Annotated in this window: 15 protein-coding genes, 1 other RNA gene and 2 pseudogenes; 8 read left to right on the top strand and 10 right to left on the bottom strand. The window is 55.3% G+C overall.

Annotation, left to right across the window (positions count from 1 at the left end; translation table 11 throughout):
- Window positions 1-53: 53 nt before the first annotated feature.
- Window positions 54-1,367, bottom strand: coding sequence for an MFS transporter (locus tag ACQKPS_RS23170; RefSeq protein ID WP_427605682.1), 1,314 nt, complete (start codon window positions 1,365-1,367; stop codon window positions 54-56).
- A 338-nt stretch (window positions 1,368-1,705) separates the two neighbouring features.
- On the opposite strand from ACQKPS_RS23170, the gene proC reads away from it, so the two are divergent.
- Entirely contained in the window at window positions 1,706-2,500 is a 795-nt protein-coding gene (gene proC / locus ACQKPS_RS23175) for a pyrroline-5-carboxylate reductase (protein ID WP_283724985.1), read from the top strand.
- Between the two features lie 85 nt (window positions 2,501-2,585).
- Here the strand turns inward: proC and ACQKPS_RS23180 are convergent, their stop codons facing one another.
- Both ACQKPS_RS23180 and dnaX read right to left on the bottom strand, forming a co-directional pair.
- Complete coding sequence (locus tag ACQKPS_RS23180) at window positions 2,586-2,921, bottom strand: YbaB/EbfC family nucleoid-associated protein (RefSeq protein WP_028692865.1); 336 nt, start codon at window positions 2,919-2,921, stop codon at window positions 2,586-2,588.
- Window positions 2,922-2,984: 63 nt separating this feature from the next.
- Window positions 2,985-5,006, bottom strand: coding sequence for a DNA polymerase III subunit gamma/tau (dnaX, locus tag ACQKPS_RS23185; protein ID WP_427605683.1), 2,022 nt, complete (start codon window positions 5,004-5,006; stop codon window positions 2,985-2,987).
- A 123-nt stretch (window positions 5,007-5,129) separates the two neighbouring features.
- Between dnaX and ACQKPS_RS23190 the strand changes: the two genes are divergently transcribed.
- On the top strand, window positions 5,130-5,897 hold the full coding sequence (locus ACQKPS_RS23190) for a substrate-binding periplasmic protein (protein ID WP_427605684.1): 768 nt from the start codon (window positions 5,130-5,132) through the stop codon (window positions 5,895-5,897).
- 382 nt (window positions 5,898-6,279) lie between these two features.
- Here the strand turns inward: ACQKPS_RS23190 and ACQKPS_RS23195 are convergent.
- A pseudogene (locus ACQKPS_RS23195) lies at window positions 6,280-6,546 on the bottom strand (hypothetical protein); the annotation flags it as partial.
- 455 nt (window positions 6,547-7,001) lie between these two features.
- On the opposite strand from ACQKPS_RS23195, the gene ACQKPS_RS23200 reads away from it, so the two are divergent.
- The 5 genes from ACQKPS_RS23200 to ACQKPS_RS23220 all read left to right on the top strand — a co-directional run bounded on the left by ACQKPS_RS23200 (window position 7,002) and on the right by ACQKPS_RS23220 (window position 12,864).
- Window positions 7,002-7,193: a hypothetical protein gene (locus ACQKPS_RS23200; protein WP_152958908.1), complete on the top strand. Its 192-nt coding sequence runs from the start codon at window positions 7,002-7,004 to the stop codon at window positions 7,191-7,193.
- Between the two features lie 517 nt (window positions 7,194-7,710).
- Window positions 7,711-9,012 carry a site-specific integrase gene (locus tag ACQKPS_RS23205; RefSeq protein WP_427605685.1) on the top strand — a complete coding sequence of 434 codons (1,302 nt, stop codon included), beginning with the start codon at window positions 7,711-7,713 and terminating at the stop codon, window positions 9,010-9,012.
- A 491-nt stretch (window positions 9,013-9,503) separates the two neighbouring features.
- Entirely contained in the window at window positions 9,504-9,917 is a 414-nt protein-coding gene (locus tag ACQKPS_RS23210) for a hypothetical protein (RefSeq protein WP_427605686.1), read from the top strand.
- A gap of 180 nt (window positions 9,918-10,097) precedes the next feature.
- Window positions 10,098-10,904: a hypothetical protein gene (locus tag ACQKPS_RS23215; RefSeq protein ID WP_427605687.1), complete on the top strand. Its 807-nt coding sequence runs from the start codon at window positions 10,098-10,100 to the stop codon at window positions 10,902-10,904.
- A 1,753-nt stretch (window positions 10,905-12,657) separates the two neighbouring features.
- Window positions 12,658-12,864, top strand: coding sequence for a helix-turn-helix domain-containing protein (locus ACQKPS_RS23220; protein WP_427605688.1), 207 nt, complete (start codon window positions 12,658-12,660; stop codon window positions 12,862-12,864).
- Window positions 12,865-13,065: 201 nt separating this feature from the next.
- On the opposite strand, the gene ACQKPS_RS23225 is transcribed toward ACQKPS_RS23220, so the two are convergent.
- A complete protein-coding gene (locus ACQKPS_RS23225; RefSeq protein WP_427605689.1) occupies window positions 13,066-13,449 on the bottom strand; it encodes a hypothetical protein in 384 nt (127 codons plus the stop codon).
- A 215-nt stretch (window positions 13,450-13,664) separates the two neighbouring features.
- Here ACQKPS_RS23225 and ACQKPS_RS23230 point away from each other — a divergent pair.
- A pseudogene (locus tag ACQKPS_RS23230) lies at window positions 13,665-14,267 on the top strand (recombinase family protein); the annotation flags it as partial.
- An 866-nt stretch (window positions 14,268-15,133) separates the two neighbouring features.
- On the opposite strand, the gene ACQKPS_RS23235 reads toward ACQKPS_RS23230, so the two are convergent.
- The 5 genes from ACQKPS_RS23235 to zipA form a co-directional block, all read right to left on the bottom strand.
- A complete protein-coding gene (locus ACQKPS_RS23235) occupies window positions 15,134-16,873 on the bottom strand; it encodes a DUF262 domain-containing protein (RefSeq protein ID WP_427605690.1) in 1,740 nt (579 codons plus the stop codon).
- Between the two features lie 657 nt (window positions 16,874-17,530).
- Window positions 17,531-18,961: a hypothetical protein gene (locus ACQKPS_RS23240; RefSeq protein ID WP_427605691.1), complete on the bottom strand. Its 1,431-nt coding sequence runs from the start codon at window positions 18,959-18,961 to the stop codon at window positions 17,531-17,533.
- Window positions 18,962-19,219: 258 nt separating this feature from the next.
- Window positions 19,220-19,316: signal recognition particle sRNA small type (gene ffs / locus ACQKPS_RS23245), an RNA gene on the bottom strand.
- A gap of 133 nt (window positions 19,317-19,449) precedes the next feature.
- Window positions 19,450-21,780 carry an NAD-dependent DNA ligase LigA gene (gene ligA, locus ACQKPS_RS23250; protein ID WP_427605692.1) on the bottom strand — a complete coding sequence of 777 codons (2,331 nt, stop codon included), beginning with the start codon at window positions 21,778-21,780 and terminating at the stop codon, window positions 19,450-19,452.
- Between the two features lie 99 nt (window positions 21,781-21,879).
- Window positions 21,880-22,761, bottom strand: coding sequence for a cell division protein ZipA (gene zipA, locus ACQKPS_RS23255; protein ID WP_254484453.1), 882 nt, complete (start codon window positions 22,759-22,761; stop codon window positions 21,880-21,882).
- Window positions 22,762-22,790 lie beyond the last annotated feature (29 nt).

Below are 22,790 nucleotides of genomic sequence, written 5' to 3' on the forward strand. Positions count from 1 at the left end.
TAAGGCCTGACAAATCAATAAGAGCCGGTTTATACCCACCAGTGCCTGTTGCGTCAAATCAACGCTGGATCGCCAGGCTTGTCACCCTTGCCCGAACGCACGGCCAGCACCGCCACCAGCGAGATGGCCACCGTCGCCAGCAGGTACAACGCCACCGGTAGCCAGCTGCCGTTGTAGCGGCTGAGCAGGAAAGTGGCGATCAACGGCGCGGTACCGCCAGCCAGGGCGGCGCCCAGCTGATAACCCAGGGTGATGCCGGTGTAACGCACCCGAGTGGAGAAGATTTCCGAACTCATGGTTCCAAGCACGGCGGTCACCGGTGCCCACAGCACGCCGAAGGCAATCACGGTCGCCAGCATCAGGCCCCAGGTGGTACGGGTGTCAAGCAGCTTGAAGTACGGCACGATGAACGCAGCGATCAGCAGAATGCCGGCGATGTACACCGCCTTGCGCCCGACCTTGTCCGACAGCCAGCCCATGGCCGGGATCATCAGCGACGCGACCGCCGCGCCGACCATCACTGCATTGAGGGTACTGACCTTGTCGTAGCCCAGCGTGGTGACCGCGTAGCTGACAACGAAGGTCGAGAAAATATAGAACGGCGCCGTTTCCACCACTTTCAGGCCAGCGGCAATCAGCACTTCGCGCCAGTGATCGCGCAAGGTTTCGACCAGCGGCATTTTCGCCACGTTGCCGGAAGCCTTGGCTTTCTTGAAGTCCGGCGTTTCGTCCAGACCGTGGCGAATCCACAGGCCGAGGAACACCAGCCCGGCGCTGAGTACGAACGGCACACGCCAGCCCCAGCTCATGAACTGCTCCTCCGGCAGCATGGCCATCAGGCTTACGGCCATGGTCGCCAGCAGCATACCCACTGTCACGCCCACCTGCGGCACGCTGCCGAACAGGCCCTTGCGATTGGCTGGGGCATATTCATAGGCCAGCAGCAGCGCACCACCCCACTCGCCGCCAATGCCCAGGCCCTGTATCACGCGCAGGGTGATCAGCAGCACCGGCGCCCACACGCCGATGTGCTCATAGGTTGGCAGGCAACCGATCAGCACGGTTGCGCCGCCCATCAGTGACAAGGTGATGACCAGGGTCTTCTTGCGCCCGATGCGGTCGCCGATGTGGGCAAACAGCACGCCACCGATGGGCCGCACAAAAAAGGTCAGGGAAAACGACAGATAGGCCAGCAGCAGCCCGACTACCGGGTCGAATGTGGGGAAGAACAGCTTGTTGAAGACCAGGGCGGCGGCGGTGCCGTAGAGGAAATAGTCGAACCATTCGATGGAGCTGCCGGTAAGGCTGGCGACCAAGGCTCGGCCACGCCCCTGGGTAGCTGAGGGGGTTGCACTGGAAGGCGTCATTCGAGTCTCCGTATTTTTGATGTTATGTCGGCGAGCACAGCACAAAAGAGCAACCGGGTTGCACCATTGCGAGCGAATCTTATTCAAACCTTTTAAAAAGGTGCAACCTTGATTAAACGATTAATCATTTATTATTTTGGAATTAATAACGAAATGCCCCGTTTTGGTTCATTCAAACAGCAGAAACACCCACTAACACCAAAAGAGTGCGCGACTGACTCATGAGTCACCGAATAGCCTGCCAATACACATGCTTTTGAGTTGCACCCGGTTGCACCTTTGTCAAAAAAGCCCTTAAGCTAAAAAACGAGAACAACAAACACACCGCGAGGCAGTCAATGAACGTGCTTTTAATCGGTTACGGGCGAATGGGCGGCGCGCTGGGCGATGCCTGGCTCAAGGGCGGCCTGGTCGAACGCCTGACCATCGTCGACCCAGGGTTGAGTGCGAACGCCGCAGCAGGCCACTACACCCGACTGCAGGATGTACCCGCCGATCAGGCATTCGAACTGATCGTGCTGGCAGTCAAGCCGGCTTACGCCAGCAGCGCGCTCGCCGGGCTGAATGATCGACAGTGCAGTCGGGCCACTGTGGTCTCGGTAGCTGCGGGCGTTACCGAGGCCAGCCTGAGCGACGCCATCGGCCAGCGTTGCCCGGTGGTGCGAGCCATGCCTAATACTCCGGTACTGCTGGGGGCCGGTTGCACAGGGCTGTATGCAGGTGCGCAGCTCGATAGCAAACGCAAGGCCGTGATAGGCCGCCTGTTCGAGGCGGTAGGTGCGGCTTACTGGGTGGATGAGGAACAGCTACTGGATGCGGTGACGGCCATCAGCGGCAGCGGCCCGGCGTATTACCATCTGTTCAGCGAGGCTCTTGCCGAGGCGGGCGTGAAGTTGGGACTGGACGCTGAACTGGCACGAAAACTGGCAGCGCAGACTGCGTTCGGCGCTGCAACTTTGCAACATCAGGCTCATGCCAATTTCACCGAACTGCGCGTCGCGGTAACTTCCCCCAATGGCACTACCGCTGCGGCCATTGAAGTATTTGAAAGCCAGCACAAACTTCGGCAACTGGTGGAACAGGCAACTTCCGCTGCGCATCGACGCTCGGTGGAACTGTCGAAAGGAGACTGATTGAACAACGTGTAATTGTTCAATCATTCAAATAAAAAAGCCGCCACTGGAAACCCAATGGCGGCTCTCTTGAATTGCCGAAGCGTTAGAACGGCATCTTGAAGCCCGGTGGCAATTGCATGCCAGCGGTCATGCTGCCCATCTTGTCCTGGCTGTTCTGCTCGATCTTGCGCACGGCGTCGTTCAGCGCAGCGGCGATCAGGTCTTCCAGGACTTCCTTGTCGTCCTCGTCGGTCGACATCAGGCTCTGGTCGATGCTGACACGCTTGACGTCGTGACGGCCGGTCATCACCACGCTCACCAGGCCACCACCGGACTGGCCGGTGACTTCGGCGTTGGCCAGCTCTTCCTGCATCTTCTGCATCTTTTCCTGCATCTGCTGGGCCTGCTTCATCAGGCCGGCCATGCCACCTTTCATCATGGGGTATACCTCGATTGGGTCGTGTGATGCGGCCCGGCGAGGGGCCGGCCGCATGGTTATCGATTACTGGCCCTGGCTGACCAGGGCTTCTACAGGCTCAATAGTATCCTGTCGCACCGTGGCACCGAACTGCTTGATCATCTGCTGGATCAACGGATCCTGCTCGATCGACAGCACGGCGTCCTGCTGGCGCTCGGCACGCTTGCGCGAGGCTGCCTGGGCCGGGGTTTCCTGCTCGGGGCGGATCAGCTCGATCCGCAGGTTCAAGGTGCGCCCCAGATGCTGGTTGAGCGCCTCGTTCAACCGGCGTTGCTGGGTGGCATTGAACAGCGCACCCTGACCAGGGTCCAGGTGCAGCAGCCAGTCGTCACCGTCGACAGCCATCAGCGTACAGTTTGCCGCGATGTTGCCTGTCATCCCGGACACAGGCAACTGTGGGAACAATTCCAGCCATTGCAAGGCCAGGCCGGTCGCCGGCCGGGCAGCTGGCAGCGGCTCGGGCGCGGCTGCCGGGGCATCTTCCTGAACGTGTTCCGCCAGCTCGTCCAGGTAGCTGAAGCCTACCGGATCACTTTCGCCAGCGTAGTAGTCCTCATCCATCGGCGGCTCGTCGTCGCGCTCCATACCCGCCGAAGCGTAGGCGGATGGGTCGAACGGTGGCTCGTCGTAGGAAGGCTGGGCGCTTTGCGCGGCAGCTACCGGGGCCGGGGCCGGAGCGGCGACGGGCGCGGGCGGCGCAGCGGGCTCCTCCCAGGGTAGATCGATGACCTCCTCCACCGCCACCGGCTCAGGCGCTACAACCTCGGGCTCAGGTTCAGGAACCGGCTCCTCGACCGGCGCGACCTCGGCCTGCGGGGCCGAGGCCACGGGCGCAGGTTGCGCCGGCGCTAAGGCAGGCGCTGCGGCAGCAACGGCTTGCGCTGCCACCGGGGTTGCCGGATCAGCTGTGGCCTGGCTGATCCCCACTGGCTTTAGCACCGGCTTCGGCGCGTCGTCACTATCTGCCGGGCGGAACGCCAGCATGCGTAGCAGGACCATTTCGAAACCGCCTCGCGGGTCCGGCGCCAAGGGCAGGTCGCGGCGGCCGATCAGGCCCATCTGATAGTAGAACTGCACATCTTCGGCCGGTAACGCCGAGGCCAGTGCCAGCACCCGGTCGCGATCGCCCTGACCGTTATCCACCGCCTCGGGCAAGGCCTGGGCGATGGCGACGCGGTGCAGCACATTGAGCATTTCGGCCAGCACGCCGCCCCAGTCCGGCCCTTGCTCGGCAAGGTTGCGGACGGCTTCGAGCAGCGCACGCGCATCGCCTTCGAGCAGCGCCTGCAGCACACCATAGACCTGGCCGTGATCGAGGCTGCCGAGCATGGCACGCACATCGGCCGCCAGCACCTTGCCTTCGCCAAAGGCAATGGCCTGGTCAGTCAGGCTCATGGCATCACGCATCGAACCGTCGGCAGCACGGCCGAGCAACCACAGGGCATCCGGCTCGAACGGTACGTTCTCGGCCTGCAGCACGTGGCTCAGGTGCTCGACCACCCGCTCGGGGCTCATGTTCTTCAACGAGAACTGCAGGCAGCGCGACAGGATGGTCGCAGGCAGCTTCTGCGGGTCGGTGGTGGCAAGGATGAACTTGACGTAGGGCGGCGGCTCTTCCAGCGTCTTGAGCAAGGCGTTGAACGAGTGGGTGGAGAGCATGTGCACTTCGTCGATCAGGTAGACCTTGAAGCGCCCACGGCTTGGCGCGTACTGCACGTTATCGAGCAGTTCGCGGGTATCTTCGACCTTGGTGCGGCTCGCGGCGTCGATCTCGATCAGATCGACGAAGCGGCCCTCGTCAATCTCCCGGCATACCGAACACGTGCCGCAGGGCGTGGACGTGATACCGGTCTCGCAGTTGAGGCATTTGGCTATGATTCGTGCAATGGTGGTCTTGCCCACACCCCGGGTGCCGGTGAACAGATAGGCGTGGTGCAGGCGCTGGTTGTCCAAGGCATTGATCAAGGCCTTGAGCACATGGGCCTGGCCGACCATTTCGCGGAACGAGCGCGGACGCCATTTACGTGCAAGAACCTGATAACTCATCGAAAAACCATCGCAGCCTGATCGAGCGGAAGATCGCTAATGCTAGCGGAGCGGGGGCAAAATTGCACCCTGCGCGGCTCGTCTAAGCTAAGCAACGGGCGCACTGTTCAAGGAGGATATGCATTGCGACGACTGCTGGCTCTGCTCATGCTCTGGACCACGCACAGCCTGGCGGAGCTGCCGGTGCTGCGTTTCTCCGTGGCCGAGAGCTGGAGTATGCCGTTGGTGCGGATCGAAGGCGACCAGCCGGTGGAGGGCCTGGTATTCGACCTTATCCAGGCACTGGCCCGAGAGGCTGGGGTACGCCCGGAGTACCACGTGATGGCCCGCCTGCGCATGCAACAGGCGATGGACGCGGGCGATATCGATGTCCGCTGCTATGTGAGCAGCCAATGGTTCAATGATCGGCCGGGAAATTTCGTCTGGAGCATTCCGCTGATTCATCAGCGCGATGTCTTGGTCGGGCGCCCGGGCGACGCAGCCCCTGCCCGCCCCGAACAGCTGCCACCCCAGGCGATCGGCACGGTGCTGGGCTACGCCTACGGCACACTGGAGCCATTGTTCGCCCAAGGGCGCCTGCAGCGAGAGGACAGCCGCAGCCAGCAACTGGCGCTGCAGAAGCTACAGGTTGGCCGGTATCAACATGCGGTGAGCAATGAGCTGTCGGTGGCATGGTTCAACCAGGGCTTACCGGCCGGGCAGCGGCTCCAGGTGCAGGCGGTGCTGGAGGAACAGGCGCTGGGGTGCATGGTGAGGAATGATCCGGCGATACCGACCCAGGGGATTTTGCGGGCGTTGGTACGGATGAGGGAGTCGGGGGAAGTTGAGCGGATTGTGCGGCGGTATGGGGCGACAGGGTATTCGGGGGAGGTTTTGCGGGTTCGGCCTTGAGTCTGGACCAGGCCGCTGGGCGCATGCCTGAATGTCTGGGCCTCCAGGTGCCTGCCACAAAGTTTCAGCGTTTGTGAGATCGAGCGCCGCCCGCGCGGCGCTTCGCGGGGCAAGCCCGCTCCCACAGTCTGTTTCGGGCCATTCCTCTGTACAAGTACCGGTGTCGGCCTTGGTGCATGATTGGAAATCAAAGGGAAAGCGGGTGAGCCCAACTCAATATCGAATGGAACAAACAAGGCGGACAGTGGAGGCCTCACAGGAATAACTGGCCTGAAACAGACTGTGGGAGCGGGCTTGCCCCGCGAAGCGCCGCGCGGGCGGCGCTCGATCTCGCAGGCGCTGAAGCTGTTGTGGCAAGTACCTGCCAGCCCTCACACAATCTCTTCCGTTCAACAGCCGCCACCAACGCATCCGCCTGACCACAGGCAATCTGCATCGCCCGCAAGCCATGCTGGAGCAATTGCCTCGTCTCTTCATCCTCGATGCGATCCAGCGCCCGCCCGCTGTCGCTGTAGGCAAACATCAGATAATGGGAGACGTTCATCAGCACGTATTCCATCGGGACAATGCCCTCGCTGATGGCGCGAGACAGGACCTTGCCTGGCTGAGGATCGAGGTTGTGAGGTGGATCTGGAACAATCTTTTTCATAACAGCTCCGTGTTTATTGTGCTGCGCTCCTCTTGCTTCCACGCATGAGGGTGGCAGCTGTACACGGGGTGGAAGACCAGGTACACGGCGATCCCGGCAGGTACGGATACCTCCCGCGCACAGCTGCCATAACGACAACCGCCAGTGTACTTGCTGGGCTTCCACACCCGATCACTGAACCGACAGCGACCACAAAATGCTAAAGGGCAGGCTTCCCAGGGACAATCAGACGGGTGGCGACAGGTTGCGTAGGATAAATCTTCAGAAAAGGAATGCGTGTAGGAAATTTCCCCTTTTAAAGCAGGAGATTTCCAGGTGCACGCCGCAGCCCTTGAAATATCGGAAAATCAAAGCCACCGAGACTACAACCACATCCGAAGCGAACGATTTCCCCAAGAAAGGAAACAGAACAAAATAGCTGTACAGCCGCGCGCACTATCGAATAAGGAAGCCTCATGCGTCAGGACGACCGTGACAATCTTGAACTCGACAGGCTTCTGATCGAGAACCACAAACTCAGAGCCGAAGCCAGTAAATTTCTGGCTGAAGCGAGCAAACTCAAACGGGAGACATTCTGGTATCCGTACGTAGTCGGCTCAGCCGCACTGGGGGCGATAGGCACAATCATCAGCCTTCTGACCAGATAACTACCAGCTAACTAGCTATAAGAGGAAGCTCATGCATCGGTCAATCCAGGAAATTCGCGAGCAATTTCACCATGATCTCGAGGCAATGGAAGAGGACATGCGCAGAGCCAGGAACGTATCCATATGGCAAGAGGTGCTGCCTTTCTGCCTGGGCGCGGGATTCACTTTGACCTTGATAGTTGTCGGCACATTGATCATGCGACACCTGTAGCCAAGTGATACCGAGGGGGATGAATCCGAATGCCGGGCCGACTGCAATTTTCCGACCCCGGAAATGGAGGCGGCCCCACCAGCCACACCCCGGCACTCGATGTTCCCGCTATGGCTGCTCCCTTCCGGGCCTGACCAGGTAGCATGCAAGGCATGCTCGGTAATCAATGCGGGCCTTACGGGGCAAGGGTTTCAGGCTGGTGCGGTAGCAAGATATCTCCCCGTGCGGACACACAGCACGGTCGCTTAAAACTTGGGGTGTAGTCAGCACTGTCACACTTTGCTGTAACACTTTGGTGTCACACCCATGGCCTACATCATCAGACGCGAAGCCGTCTATTACCTGAATCTCAGGCTACCCAAGCATCTCTTCCCGAGGTGTCACACTTTGCGTTTGAGTCTGAACATCAGGCATCGGCAGAGTGCCTTGTTCCTCGCTGCATCCATCGTTCAACGGCTACATGTCCACCTCAGCGAGCACCCGCTAACAGACCTTCAGACGCTTCGTGCGCTGTGTTCGCAGTGGCGGGACTCAGCCCCCACACCAGCCATTCCTGTAACACAACGGGCGACTTCGACGGCCCCAGTGAAGGCCGGACACGACAGCCCTACCCTCGCTGCCCTATCGAAGCTCTATATAGAAGAAGGGAAACGCGGTGGCACATGGCGGCAAGTCAGTGCGGATGAAGTCGAGCGTGCCCTAGCCGATCTGTTCGAGCTGATTGGAGATATGCCACCTAAGGCCTTCGATGCCCACCAAGCCCGACTACTGAAAGAAAGACTCAGCCGCTGCCCCCAGTACTTCGGCCTACGTCCCGAATTCAAGGGGAAAACGATGAGGCAGGTGGTTGAGTCAAGCAGCACCTACAAAACCATCACCGCAGTCACGGTGAACAATCGGCTACGCAAGCTAACGGCCTTCATAAACTGGTGCAAATCGAACGGGTACGTCACCGAGAATCCCTTGGCTGGCATGAAAGTCATGACGAGATCGGCCAAAGAAGCTCGCCTGTCATTTGACCGCCGCGACCTGGCAGCACTACTGAACCATGAGGCGCTGCGGAAAGAATCACGCAAGCACCCATGGCGCTACTGGCTTCCTTTAATTGGACGAGCTACCGGGGCACGACTGGAAGAGCTATGTCAGTTGAGAGTCGATGATTTCATCGAGCAACAGGGCATTCAGTGCATCCGTATTGATGACAGTCGTGACGGGCAGAACCTGAAGAACGCCAGCAGTCGTCGCATGCTCCCTCTCCACCCCACCCTGCTGGACCTGGGCCTGCTTCAGCATGTTGAATCGGTCAAAGCTACCGGCGCTGATCGCTTATTCCCTGAGCTAGAAGCAGTGCGAGGCAAGCTCGGCCATGCTCCGTCTAAGTGGTTCGGTCGCTACAAGACAAAGCTAGGTATCACCGACCCTCGCAAGACCTTTCACAGCTTCCGCCACACGCTCATTGATGACCTACGTGACGCAGGAGTCCAGGACTCGCTGATCAAGCGGATTGCAGGACACGAGGACGGCGCGGTTACGTTCAGCATCTACGGCAGCCGCAGCCCTCTGAGGGCGATGGCTGAGGCTCTTAAGAGCATCGATCTACCGGCCTAGCACGGCTCGATTTCCCGTCCTGGCTCGCTGGGGCGCGCAGGTTGTACATACGTCTACTCATTTACTCATTTACTCACTTGCGTAAGTACTCAAGTGAGTAAGCACTCACTGAGGTACGTGGATGGGTAGGTACGTGCGTGCTCAATCACGTAGGTACGTAGGTACGTAGGTGCTTGTGCAATTAATCAATTTAGTAAGCAAGTAAGCAAGTAAGCAAGTAAGCAAGTAAGCAAGTAAGCAAGTTGCATTTAAAATTTAATTCGCAAAACCCGTTGACATAGAACTATCAAACGACAAGAATTTCACCCCACCGAAGGGCATCACGGACAATTACCTAAAAACGCAACAAGCTCAGACAAGCAAAAACCTCAAAAAGACATAAAGCAGAAATGACCCGCACTGAAGATAGATCCTGGAAATTAGATATCACTAAACCAGATCAAATCAACGAACAAACTCGCCCATAATATTATCTACCTATAGAACCCAACATGAACACATCCAAAATAGACAATGCCAACTGCACTGACTGCACCCCTGAAAAACTATCAGCGATCGTTTATGCATTCCGCTCACCATACTGCGCAATCAATACAGAACCTGACATTTACAGGCAGTATCAAATGTATTTCCTGATGACAAATGAATTGGAAATCACAGGATGCACTTATGAGCCTTCAATTCAAGACAGGCAGCATTGCGTTGCTGCTAGCGACAGTGAATGTGATTTCATCTTGCAGTTTCAGATCAATTGGCCGAACTGCAATCCGTCCTACTCACAGCTGGAAATTTTTCGAAGCTACTACAAAGCCCGGGAAGCAATGTTTAAAATCAAGCAAGGCCATCCCAAAAAGAAGCGTCGAGAGCACATTGCTAAAGTAGAAATCCTGAGAAACCTTCCCTGACAATTAGAACACGGTGCGAGGACTAGCAGTGAGAGCATAGCCATCTAGTCCAAGCACTCTTAGCTTGAACTATATTTAATAAAGCACCTAGAATTTAGCGATGACACCCGACAACCTATCCAACATTAGCTGGATCAGGCCAGACACCACCTCGCTTAACAAATCTGTCGAAAATAAAGCATGGTTACGAACGCTACGCCATCAAGCCCACCTGAACACAAGGTTATTGAACTTCGCAAATCTGGCTTATCTATCAAAAAAATCATGGAAATGACAGGTCTGCCAGAGCGCCGAGTCAAAGAGCTTTCCAAAAGTGTAGAAAAACCGAAGAAAGCCCCAAAGATTTCTACCAAATCAGCCACCCCCTCCACTAAGTCTATCGAGAGGGTGTTCACGCTAGCAAGCCGCAACCACGGAATTCGCGACTATGAATTCCGAAGCATATTACATGAGGAATATGGCAGCTCTTGGGATACTTCCAAAGGCTGCTACATCAGCAACTATAGCAGCACCACAATCAAGTGGATTAAATCACAAGTTCAAGAGCGAGCGGCTGGAAGAGCCACCAATGTAATCTTTGTGATGGATTGGGTTGACGAAAAATCTCCACGGTCTGGTTTCAACCTCCTTTGCAGCGCAGCCAATGACCTGATGAGCAGGATTGCGGAGTATGTCACTGAATACATGGCGGTACATGGCACCAGGGATGGGGATGATAGCGAAGCCGCTGTACTGGCACGGAGAAAGCAACGCTATGCCGCAACTCAGCATCTCCTTAAGCTTACGGTTCCAGGATACGGACCAGAACCCCTCGAAAAGCTTATGGACAGGAGCGTAAGGCTGATCGGTGAACTTGAGGGATGCCCCGACATACCGATCTCAAAATCCGTTCACGAAAAGTTAAAACCTGACGAGAAAGACTACTTCCCCGAGCCTTCTCGCCAAGACCACTTTCTTGACTATGCCGAGGCACAGGGTTGGATCTGAGCCATCGCAAGCTTAGCAGTTAATAAATATTCTCATTTGTCCGAAATTCTTAAATCACACCCACCATACTAAGTGTACGGTAGATTCCGGACACGTTATTGCACAAGGGAAACATACCTATTGTGGCGTAAACGCCACGGATAACTTATGGGTGCCCAGAGCACGATAAACAACACTAATCAATTGAGAGAGGGAGGGCAGCCCCCTCCAACCTCAAGAAAAACAAACTATACATTCTAAGCTGTGACGTAAACGTCACGACAAATTGAACCTGTGCCGAAGGCACGCTAAGCAACTCTATATGGAGTAGGGGAAGGAGGGCAGCACCCTCCCCCACTGTAAGAAGACACTACTTGAACATATTAATCCGTGACGCGCCGCGTCACATGAAATACTCAGAACTGCAAGCTTGGAAATGGTGGGGCTTTGGTTCCTGCCCCACACCCTCTACCACAACATATAACATCCACTAGGAGGAGAATCAACCAACTCCAGATCCGACTACAGCCGCTGGGTTAAGCGACCATGGCGGAGATCACCCAGACACCTCTCCATTCGCTCGTCAAGAGCACCGACTAATTTCTTGTGCATTGAGTACTTGACCCGAAACTCAAGAGCCATAGCAATTTTCTGTGCCTGCCACCATGCGTGAGCTTCATACGGGTCATCGAAGTAGCTGTACTTATCTCCACATTGCACCGTAAAGCGTCGCAGGGAGGGCGACCAGCCCACAAATGGGACATCCTGCATTGTAGGGTCTGGGTAAGAGCGTTTCTTGGCCCCTCCAGTGCAGAAAAACTTATTGACTTCCTGGGGAACGAACAAGCAGGTATCCGGGCCGTAGTCGGTGTTGCCGATCACGAGGATATCTTTGTCCAAACACCAAGAGGCATTACTAACATCATACCCATACTGCTCCCGTGACCAACATACAAAGTGCTGAAAGCTCTCGAAGCTCGACCTTGCATCAGCATACCCTGGATTGGCAAGCTTCCTCGTACTGGATTTGCAGCGCTCCATCATCTGGCCGTATCTGCTCGCACTGAGGCTGCGATAGGTGATTGTCTCCCCTACCCCTGGCTCCGACCAGTGCTTCAGCCACCGACCATTAAGCTCTCTATCGTACTTAACCCTGACGCTCCGTTGCTTCATACAACTTGCCCCATCGAGTCCAAGCAAGCCACGTCTAGGGCTACTAACGACGACATGGTAAGTTTGACATGTCGACAGCCCGTACCACAGCTACCGCAGTGGCACGACGAGATGATCGACGATATCGAATGCCTCTCCCTCAGCACTGTACGGATTGCGATATAGAGGTTACCCGTGAAACCCCGCGCCAAGATCGGCAGAAGCCACAGATCTAAAGCCTCCTCCACCAGACTCATCACGTACTCAGAATTAATATCGCCTTTAACCTTCACCCTCATGTTGACGCCCCTTCAGTAAAAAAATGTCGATAGGAATTAGCGAGGCGGCCTAATGCCACTTCGTCGTTTCCGCAGAACTTACTGACTTACTGACTTACTGCCGGCTAGCATCAACCGAGGCGGGGCTTACTGGAGGGACTTACTGACACGGACTTACTAATTGTCTTGCGGACTTGCGATGACTCGAACCGAAACATTTACCAAAGACCAAGATCCACGTCAAGCTCAAATTAATTTTTTACTCCCATGGCACCAACTTACTCAGGCCTGGGCTTGATCCCAAGAACCCTAGGCTCACCCACCATCTTCGAAACAGACGTGCTGTGAAACCTGGAGGTAGGGATTTGATCACCAGCGATCCTGCTTCAATTCAGGTCCAGTTTCAGGAAGCATTCGCAGATCGGTGCGGCTTGGCCAGGACGTACATGTCCCGCATCGAGACGGGTGGCGCCAACCCATCCATCAACGCTATCAAGGTGTTGGCTGACGCATTGGGCGTAAGTATCTCCGACCTGTTCGAAGGCCTGTAATACCCGCAAAGAACTATAAGAAAACTGCCATTTAACTACCTTCCACCACTGCATCCACCCGTCCTTCAGGCATGGATCCTGATCGCAAGCCCCGAATTCCTTGGCATTGCGGGGGATTGGGCTTAGCCACACGCCCCTGCCGACCTTAAACCACAAGAACTGAATGGTTATGCAGTATCCCCTTGCAAATCCCAACCGCTTTCAGAAGTCAGCCTTGGTAAAGGTTTGAGTCAGACCCGTTTCTGACGAAGTTACATGGAGGGTTTCCCCTGCTACCGCAAACGTTAGTGCAGCATCCCACTCACCGTCCCGCCAACGTCCCCAATTGGCAGTGTCAGTGAAGAAGGCTGACCAGATGATCCGATCTCCGACCACCTTGCTCTTGTAACGAAAACGATCACCATCAGGACGTTTGTAGCTTATTTCGGGTACCTCACCCAGTCGCATCGTTTTCATAGTGCCTGCTGGCCGCCCCATCTCCATGGCTATCGCTGCCTTACAGAGTTGATCAGAGCTGAATCCACCCGCGTGGACGTAGCCTGGTAGAGCGATGACTACAGCTAGAAGTGCTTTATGCACATTCATAAGAATCCTTCCTTTATTTTTGTCGGGTTGATGGGTTCTAGCACATACGCGACCTACTGTTCACTGTGTGGTTTAGGGTGTACTTGAGGTGCTACAGGTGCAACGGTATGAAAGGTGCGGATAGTGCCCTCGAAACCGTGTCATTAAATACCTTTACCAACCTTATATGACACATTAATATGTGATACACCCAAACTGTCACAGAGCAACCTACTATGTTCATCCGTGCTTATCTTCGGGCATCCACCTCCGAACAGGACGGGACACGGGCCAAGCAATCGTTGATCGACTTCGCTGCTGAGCAAGGTCATAAGATCGCAGCGTTCTACATCGAGAACGCCAGCGGCGCCAAACTTGAACGCCCCCAGTTGTTCCGCCTTCTGGACGACAGCCACGAAGGTGACGTGCTGTTGATCGAAGGGGTAGATCGGTTATCCAGGCTAAGTCAGGACGATTGGGCATTGCTGAAGGCTAGGATCGCGGCCAAGAAGGTGACTGTAGTGTCCGTTGACCTAAGCACCAGTCACGCGGCCTTGAAGCCAGCCGAGGGAATGGATGACTTCACCAAGGGGATGATTGCAGCTGTGAACGGCATGTTGCTGGACATACTCGCAGTGGTAGCACGCAAAGATTACGAAGACCGCCGCCGACGTCAGGCCCAGGGCATCGCTACAGCCAAAGCAGATGGTGCATACAAAGGCCGTCCAGCTAATCTTGACCTGCACAAGCGAGTTAGTGAACTACTGGCAGACGGAAAGAGCATCCGGAAGGTGGCCGAGCTGTTGAAGTGCAGTACCACGACGGTACAGAAGGTTCGCCAGTTGAACGCCCTGGAGGCAGCACACGAAGCGTTCAGGAAAGAATACGCAATCCTCGATGAGAAGATTGAGCAATCCCACATGCCCAACGGCCCTGATCTCACTGAGGCGGATTACCAACCCTGGATGGACAAGAAAGAGGCGCTGGAGAAGGCCGGCCAAGTACCCCAGGAGTAAGGAGTGGATACATTCAAGCACCACTGGAACAGGGTGCTGTAAACCCCTACGCTGCGGTATCAGCCCCAGAATTAGCAAACCATGGAAGACCGGGACGCAGCAATAGCGAACACGTTGGAGTTGCTGCATATGAACCAGACTGCCTTGAGGGCAGCGATAGAGGAAGTCAGTACGTGGGCTAGCCAGCGAGGATCTGTGAATGTCCACGACAGCACAATGGCCTGTCTCCAGGCCCTCGACACTAACGCGGATGCCATTACGTCTGCGATAGAAAGCTTCCGCAACTAACCCCTTCAGTGGGGCATTTCATCGCCTGCGATATTTGCCGATTCTGGCTGTCGGCATCAACTTGGCACGGTAATGGCTCTTAATCCCGACCACCTGTTATAAGGTTTTCACCGACTCGCCCGCTCCCGATCTGATAGTCCGTAATAGGCTATTCGAGTGCCACTTCCGCCAAGACAAGGTGCCGGGAAAATTTGCAAATAAACCCCTAGATTATCCGACCGGAAAAATTAGCAGCTAGACTTGGTATGGAACCAATCATGGCCATGATGGGCTGCCTGGACATTCATCAAAAGGCGATCCCCGAAAGGATCGCATGGCCATGAATAACTCGCCCCCCCGTAGGCCGCAGCAAGAGTTTCGCTGAAGGGGTCAAAGCTCAAGCTCACGACCTATTTCCCAGATCAAATTGAAACTGGCCACCTAGCTATCGCCCATTCAGCTAAAACTTTAGTTCGCTGCTCAATTGACTTCGGATTCCAACCAGCCCACTTATCGGCCAATGCTCTCGGAGTAGTAAACATCGACTCTTTTTTATATCTGGCTTTTTTCACATTATACGGCGAATCTTGGAGAGAGGAATTCAATGGCGAGGATAACGGCACAACATTCGCCAAAAGATCCTTCATATGCTTATGCTGCTCCTTATTAAAAACTTTTGCCCATTCAGACCCTTCCCCTAAAGTCTGTGGGAGAATATGTTCTATAGTTGGCAACAATGGAGGGTTATCCCCCTTCAAGCTTTGATCATACTCGACCAAGATATACCCACAAACATTCGCCCTCGCCAAAGCCCTTTTCTCAATCGCACCCTTGACGTCACCATCACTAGGCCACTGAATAGTTGGCCGTGCTTTAATCTGCCGCTTAAACTCACTGACATTGTGATTTTTCATTTGCCCCCATAGCCCCTTGAATACGGCATGCAATCCTGTCGGCTCCAACCCAACGATAGCTCGCCGAATCAAAAACGATTCCAATGCGTCCAGAAGCTCAACCACAGTTTTCTCTTTGATGGAGGATCGTTCATACTCAAGAAGCATCGACATAACATATGGATATACTGAAGCTGGGCGACGTAGGCGTACCAAGCGATCTAATCGCCTGGAAATTTCCTTACTACCCGATTGATAACCTGTCTGATCAATGGCCAAAAATGGCCCTTGAAGAGGCTTCATATCGTTGATCATCTGCTCTGGCGCTAACCCCTTCCAAGAAGTCCTGAGTTGCATGAATAGCTCCGACTTCCTGGTATTGCTATCTTGAATCAGGCAATAGGGAAAGAAGAAGTGCTCCGCCCTGCCGACAAAAGCAGCTTCAAAAGGACTCCAAATGTGATCAAAAACACGCTGAGCATTAACAGGATCTTCTGCCAAACTCGCAAACACCTCATTCCTTACAAGATCAACAACACCAACCTTCACGCCTCTAAAATTCAATCTTTCAAAAATCTTTGTCGCAGCCGATGCATCAGTTAGTTTAAGATGCACAAAGGAAAGATGCCCAGTTACAATCCCAAGCATTTCACGCAGATGCTCCAATGAATTATCAGGATCTACGCTTAACTCCGACTTAATATGCCGCAGTATGCGTTCATACTGACTTAGAAGTTCACCTTCTGCACTCCCACTTGGCGGAGGTAGAAGTAACTGGACGTCAGCCAACTTATCTTGCAAAATCGACGGGCTATTTATACGATCCCAAATAATTCTAAACTGGCTACGATCAGCGAACGCCGGAACGATTCTAGTTGTGATTTCAAGGCCACGTCGAGAGGGCAGCAGTAGATAAAGACGCACAAGCTCAAGGGCCTCGTCCTTATCAAACGAAGCAATGCATTCCACCAAAGCCATTACGAACACATACAAAGTAAGTATTCGTTGTTGCCCATCAACTATCTCCAGGGCTCGCATACGACCTACAGCATTCCCCCTAAATGGTTTTTCATAAGCAACGATAGCCCCCATGAATTGGGTTTCTTCTACTCCTGACCTTACCTGGTCTATGTCAGCCAAAAGCTCAGCTAATTGCTTATTTTTCCAAACGTAGCTCCGCTGAAAAATCGGAATGTGAATTTGATCCGCATCCCTAATAAGCCCCTCAAAATTCTGTTCATCCTGACTATCTGTTATCCAATCCGACATTGCGACTCCTGCTTGACAACAACCCATATCCATATTGTACGTTTGACATCGAAGCTCTTCTCAGCATCGAGTTCGTGCTAGCTACGCCTTATTATTGATTCGGTATCGAACCATGCGATCACAATCACTGCTGACTTAAAAAGCCTTGTAGATCGCCGCCCACTGCTTCCAAGTGCAAAGAAAAATAGGCATAAACACTTATTCATGCCTACTGGGCAATATAGCAGAATGCCACTCATGGCGGAATCGCACATTGCTCGTGAGGGATGCAGGGGAGGATCCTATGCAAGAACGAAGCGCAGCAGGGAACCATCCTCTATGCCTCACCCCCCCTCAAAATCCACGCACGTTACTATGGACATCTATGAGTCATTCTTTGAGCAGCGCTGCGATGGTTTCTTGCGGCCCCCTCCACCATACTGCTCAAAAGTAATCACAACTGATGTATGCCCTATAATGGCTTGCGCATTACTTGTCGATCACGGCGTGCTGTGCGGCGCGAAGCGTCCATCAGTGAAACCTAGGCTTTCAGGAAATGGCTTCAAGCACCGAAGGTCAGGTGGCCACTTTTCCGCTGATTCCCGCCCCTTTACACAACTCACCAACACAGGTGCTGGTCAGTAAAAATTACTTAGCCATTGCGAACATAAGTCCAGCTTAATTTATTAACAGGTCCCACTGACGTCTAAACTCCTTAAAAATCTCTGCAAGATTGGTTTCATAAACCTTTACCAGGGCTGCAATATCCTCATCATCAAGTACCATCATGTATCCTCGCCTATCTTGAGCTGTATCCTTACAACGCTGCAACAGAAGCGCCCTATCCTGAATAGATCGACATACTAAAATACCAACTTGACCTCTACTAGGACTGAATCTAGACGACAGCTGATCAATTTCAGGGTTACCTAATTCCTTACCATAATTCTTGCACTCCACAAAAATCAGCGGCGCGCAGTAGTGCAAAGAAAGCCATGAAAAAAAGCCGGTTTTAGCTTCGTTGGTGTATGTAATATCAACCCTCTTACGCCCCGCATGCAACTGCGTCTGTTTTTTCGGATTGCATAGCGAGGGATAGAAAATAACTGAAAAAATCTTTTCAATCACCTTCTCGTACTTATCTGCGTCATCTTTGCCTGGCAGCAGCGCCCTCAACTCTGACACCAAAGAAGACAAATCAGGGAGCTCATTACCTTCGACTTCTGAAAACTGCTCCTGGGTCATCGGAGCAGAGACCTTTGTCGCTTTATATTCCCTATACTCATCGAGCACTCGAGGTCGAACCTGAGTCTCCCTTACAGCGGCCAGTTTATCCTTTCCAAACCTAGCCATTAACGCTTTCTTGGTAACTCGTTCTCGACCACTACTCAATACCTCGACTAAATCAGAGCGGGCACTGAGATGTTCTTGCTGCATTTGAGGCAAGAGAAAGTGGCGGTAGTACTCTTCAAACTTATAGCCCAGACGCTGCCTAACAAGTATTTTCGGAACCAAGATTACTTTACCGAAAGAAGTAACGGGCAGCGGAACTAACCCCGTATCCCACCGCCCTTTCTCGGCATTCCAGATAGGTCCTGAATCAACACCCGGAGTTAGGGGGATGCCGTAAAAATCGCACATATCTTGCGTATATTTGATTAGTGGACCACGAAGAATATTACAGATGGCATCCGATATCATATCTGTTCCGATACCCGGGATTAATAGCGCCGTATCCTCCAAGTCTTTCAACAATCCGGTCCTCACTGCTGCGCTTTGGCTTAGTGCTCCCCAAACACTTTTGGCAGACCCACTTCCAAATCCATGTCCGCGCGACTCATTGGCTGAATACCCCAGGTGAAATTCATTCCGCTCGTTGAGTGAGGACAATAGGTTTTGAGCCTTTTGATTGCTCCCATCCCGAATTAACGTCAGAACCTCTTCAAAGAATGTCTGCAAAAGCGATGCAAGCTCATTCCCCCATGGACTATTCAAGTCCTTTATAGCGCTTGGCTCTAAGAAAACCGGTAAGTCTGTATCCAACTTTATATCTAGAAAGTCCAAGTAAGGCTGGGTGAGGCCAAGATTGAAGTATTCTGAAAATCGCATCATTCCCTCGATGACGTAGGGGCAAAATTGAACGATAGCGAGAGTACAGGCATTTTGCTATGCCTAAAAATTTGACGTCAAGATACAGGCAGAAGGCGAGAATGCAGCCAGTATGGCAAATCAATCATTGGAGGCAGGGTGATCCGAAGCTAGAATAGGTGCATGGTGCACCACTACGATGTGCCTAAGCACTGGTCCACTTCGAGATTTCAAGCGAGGTAAGTCCTTTAAATTCAAGGACTTAAAGAATGGAGGCGGCCCCACCAGCCACACCCCGGCACTCGATGTTCCCGCTATGGCTGCTCCCTTCCGGGCCTGACCAGGTTAACGGGTAATCAATGCGGGGGGACCGATGGGGCCACCACTACGCGGCTCGCCAAGCAGCGAGCCGCGCCATTGTACCGGTCTGGGGCGAAGATACAACCTCTGCGCAAGAAAAAGTCATCATTTCTCAATGACTTGTCCAGATTGCACGGCGGCCTTCGCCATCAGACGGTGATGCCATGCTCCGCCAGGAAGGCCACGAAGGCTTCCTCATCCAGCACCTTCACCCCCAGCTCACTGGCCTTGGCCAGCTTGGAGCCGGCGCCAGGGCCGGCGACCACGCAGTGGGTCTTGCCAGACACCGAACCGGCCACCTTGGCGCCCAGACCTTCCAGCTTCTCCTTGGCGACGTCACGACTGAAGCACTCCAGGGACCCTGTCAGCACCCAGGTCTGCCCGGCGAGCGGCAGGCCTTCGGCCACCTTCTTCTCGCTGCTCCAGTGCATGCCAAAGGCCAACAGCTGGGCCTCGATATCACGGGCCAGCTTCTGGTTGGCCTCATCCCTGAAGAACTCGCGCACCGCTTCGGCCTGTTTCGCCGCCAGGGCCTGGCGCAGGTCGATACCGTCAGCGGCGATGATCTTGTCGAGGCTATCGAGTTTGGCCACCAGCTTCTCGGCACCGGTCGGGCCGACCGAAGCGATATCCAGCTTGGCGATCATGCCGGCAAGGGTAGTGCTGGCGGCGAACTCGGCAGCCAGCTCGCCTTCATCCTGCAGCTGCATGCCACAGGCCAGCAACTGCTCGATGACCTTGCGGTTGTGCTCGTCTTCGAAAAAGTTGTGGATCTCATGGGCGACTTCAAGGCCGATGTCCGGCAGATAAGTCAGCACCTGTGGCAGCGCCTGCTGCACACGTTCGAGGCTGCCCAGCGAGCGCGCCAGGACCTTGGCGGTTTCCTCGCCGACATCCGGAATGCCCAGGGCGTAGATGAAGCGCGCCAGGCTCGGGCGCTTGCTGGCCTCGATGGCGTCCAGCAACTTCTTGCTGGAAACTTCGGCAAAGCCCTCGAGGCCCACGATCTGATCGAATTCCAGTTTGTACAAATCGGCCGGCGAGCTGATCAGCCCTTCATCCACCAGCTGCTCGACACTCTTCTCGCCCAGGCCATCGATGTCCATGGCACGACGGGAGACATAGTGAATGATCGCCTGCTTGAGCTGGGCAGCGCAGGCCAGGCGGCCGACGCAGCGGTACACCGCACCTTCACTGGTGGTTTCCTTGCCCTTGCTACGCTTGACCAGCTGGGTACGTTCGACCTGTGAACCGCACACCGGGCATTCGCTGGGCACGTGCACCGGGCGCGCATCTTCGGGGCGACGCTCGAGCACCACTTGCATGACTTGCGGGATCACATCACCGGCACGGCGGATGATCACCGTGTCACCAATGCGCAGCCCCAGCCGGGCAATTTCGTCCATGTTGTGAAGGGTGGCGTTGGACACTGTCACGCCCGCCACCTTGACCGGCCTCAGGCGTGCCACCGGCGTGACCGCGCCGGTTCGGCCGACCTGAAACTCTACGTCCAGCACTTCGGTGAGTTCTTCCATGGCCGGGAACTTGTGGGCAATCGCCCAGCGTGGCTCACGCGCGCGGAAGCCCAGCTCGCGCTGTGCAGCCAGGCTGTTGACCTTGAATACCACGCCGTCGATTTCGTACGGCAGGCTGTTGCGGCGCTCGCCGATGTCGCGGTAATAGGCCAGGCATTCTTCGATACCGGCGGCATGCCTGAGTTCGCGGCTGATCGGCAGGCCCCACTGCTTGAGCTGTTCAAGGATGCCGATGTGGCTTTCGCCGATGCTCGCGGAAACCTGCCCGACGCCGTAGCAGCAGAACTCCAGTGGGCGCCCGGCAGTGATTTTCGAATCGAGCTGGCGCAGGCTGCCGGCAGCGGCGTTGCGCGGGTTGGCGAAGGTCTTGCCGCCAGCTTCCGCCTGGGCGGCATTGAGGCGGTCGAAGCCGGCCTTGCTCATGTACACCTCGCCACGCACTTCGAGCACGGCAGGCCAGCCCTCGCCCTGCAGTTTCAGCGGGATGTTGCGCACGGTGCGCACATTGGCGCTGATGTCCTCGCCGGTGGTGCCGTCGCCACGGGTGGCACCCTGCACAAGCTGGCCGTCACGGTAGAGCAGGCTCACCGCCAGGCCATCGAGCTTCGGCTCACAACTGAAGTCCACCGTGCCGGGCTGGTCGAGCCCATCCACCACGCGGCGACCGAACTCGCGCAGGTCGGCTTCTTCGAAAGCATTACCGAGGCTGAGCATCGGCACTTCGTGACGAACCTGGCTGAAGGCAGCCAGGGCAGCACCGCCGACACGTTGGGTAGGCGAGTCAGGGGTAACCAGATGCGGATGCTCGGCCTCGAGCGCCTTGAGCTCATTGAACAGGCGATCGTACTCGGCATCGGGCACGCTCGGCTCGTCGAGCACGTAGTAGCGGTAATTGTGCTGGTCCAGCTCGGCGCGCAGTTCGTGGATTCGGGTTTCGGCGGTCATTTTCAGGTTCTCTTGCAAAGCAAAAGAGCAGCCCAGGGCTGCTCTTGCACTTGAAACAGGGTGGGCGAGACCGAGGCCAGGTCCGCCCACTTGGGCACATCAGCGCTTCTGGGTCAGCGCACGGCGCTCGAATTCGACGATGCGCTGCCGGTAGTGCTCGATGGTCTGGGCTGTCAGCACGCTGCGCTGATCGTCCTTCAGTTCGCCATTGAGCTCGTGGGCCAGCTTGCGCGCTGCCGCCACCATCACGTCGAAGGCTTGCTTCGGATGACGCGGGCCTGGCAGGCCGAGGAAGAAGCTCACCGCACGGGTGCTGAAATGGTCGATGTCGTCCAGGTCGAAGATGCCCGGCTTGACAGCGTTGGCCATGGAGAACAGCACCTCACCATGACCGGCCATGCTTTCGTGGCGATGGAAGATATCCATTTCACCAAAACGCAGGCCGCTTTCAAGGATGTTCTGCAGCAGGGCCGGCCCTTTGAAACCACCTTCATCGCGGGAAATCACGCTGATCACCAGCACTTCCTCGACCGGTGGCAACTCCTTGGCTGCGTTGCCCGTGGCAGCGAAGCCGTTATTGCGGGTGGTGTCGGCGGCGAGATCTTCCTCGGCATCGGCGAACAGGTCGGGCTCGCGTGGTTCGGCGGCCAGGTTCAAGTCGCCCTGCTGTGCTTCTGCCACACGTTTGCCGCGCTTGCTGGCCTTGGCCGGCTTGGGCTCACGCTCACGCTCACGTGCTGGCGCACTGACCGAGGGCAGGTCGGTTTCGTCCAGTTCAGGCTCCTTCTGGGTTTCCAGCACCCGCGACGGGCCGAGCACTTCAGCGCTGCCCTCTTCGTCCGGCAGGTTGGAATAACTGCGATCCAGACGGAATTTCAGCTTGCCTTTTCCGCCGCGCATGCGGCGCCAGCCGTCGAAAAGAATACCGGCGATGACAATGACGCCGATGACGATCAGCCACTCGCGCAGACCGATTTCCATGTAATCCCGTGCCTCTATAAAAATATGCT

It is taken from the genome of Pseudomonas sp. NPDC086566 (genome assembly GCF_050280885.1).
GTDB classification, from domain to species: domain Bacteria; phylum Pseudomonadota; class Gammaproteobacteria; order Pseudomonadales; family Pseudomonadaceae; genus Aquipseudomonas; species Aquipseudomonas vlassakiae.

Bases quoted from the DNA above. Each gene is read 5' to 3' on its own strand.
- ACQKPS_RS23170 (WP_427605682.1), bottom strand. From the start codon at position 1,367: ATGACGCCTTCCAGTGCAACCCCCTCAGCTACCCAGGGGCGTGGCCGA.
- proC (WP_283724985.1), top strand. From the start codon at position 1,706: ATGAACGTGCTTTTAATCGGTTACGGGCGAATGGGCGGCGCGCTGGGC.
- ACQKPS_RS23180 (WP_028692865.1), bottom strand. From the start codon at position 2,921: ATGATGAAAGGTGGCATGGCCGGCCTGATGAAGCAGGCCCAGCAGATG.
- dnaX (WP_427605683.1), bottom strand. From the start codon at position 5,006: ATGAGTTATCAGGTTCTTGCACGTAAATGGCGTCCGCGCTCGTTCCGC.
- ACQKPS_RS23200 (WP_152958908.1), top strand. From the start codon at position 7,002: ATGCGTCAGGACGACCGTGACAATCTTGAACTCGACAGGCTTCTGATC.
- ACQKPS_RS23205 (WP_427605685.1), top strand. From the start codon at position 7,711: ATGGCCTACATCATCAGACGCGAAGCCGTCTATTACCTGAATCTCAGG.
- ACQKPS_RS23210 (WP_427605686.1), top strand. From the start codon at position 9,504: ATGAACACATCCAAAATAGACAATGCCAACTGCACTGACTGCACCCCT.
- ACQKPS_RS23215 (WP_427605687.1), top strand. From the start codon at position 10,098: ATGGTTACGAACGCTACGCCATCAAGCCCACCTGAACACAAGGTTATT.
- ACQKPS_RS23225 (WP_427605689.1), bottom strand. From the start codon at position 13,449: ATGAATGTGCATAAAGCACTTCTAGCTGTAGTCATCGCTCTACCAGGC.
- ACQKPS_RS23235 (WP_427605690.1), bottom strand. From the start codon at position 16,873: ATGTCGGATTGGATAACAGATAGTCAGGATGAACAGAATTTTGAGGGG.
- ACQKPS_RS23240 (WP_427605691.1), bottom strand. From the start codon at position 18,961: ATGCGATTTTCAGAATACTTCAATCTTGGCCTCACCCAGCCTTACTTG.
- ligA (WP_427605692.1), bottom strand. From the start codon at position 21,780: ATGACCGCCGAAACCCGAATCCACGAACTGCGCGCCGAGCTGGACCAG.
- zipA (WP_254484453.1), bottom strand. From the start codon at position 22,761: ATGGAAATCGGTCTGCGCGAGTGGCTGATCGTCATCGGCGTCATTGTC.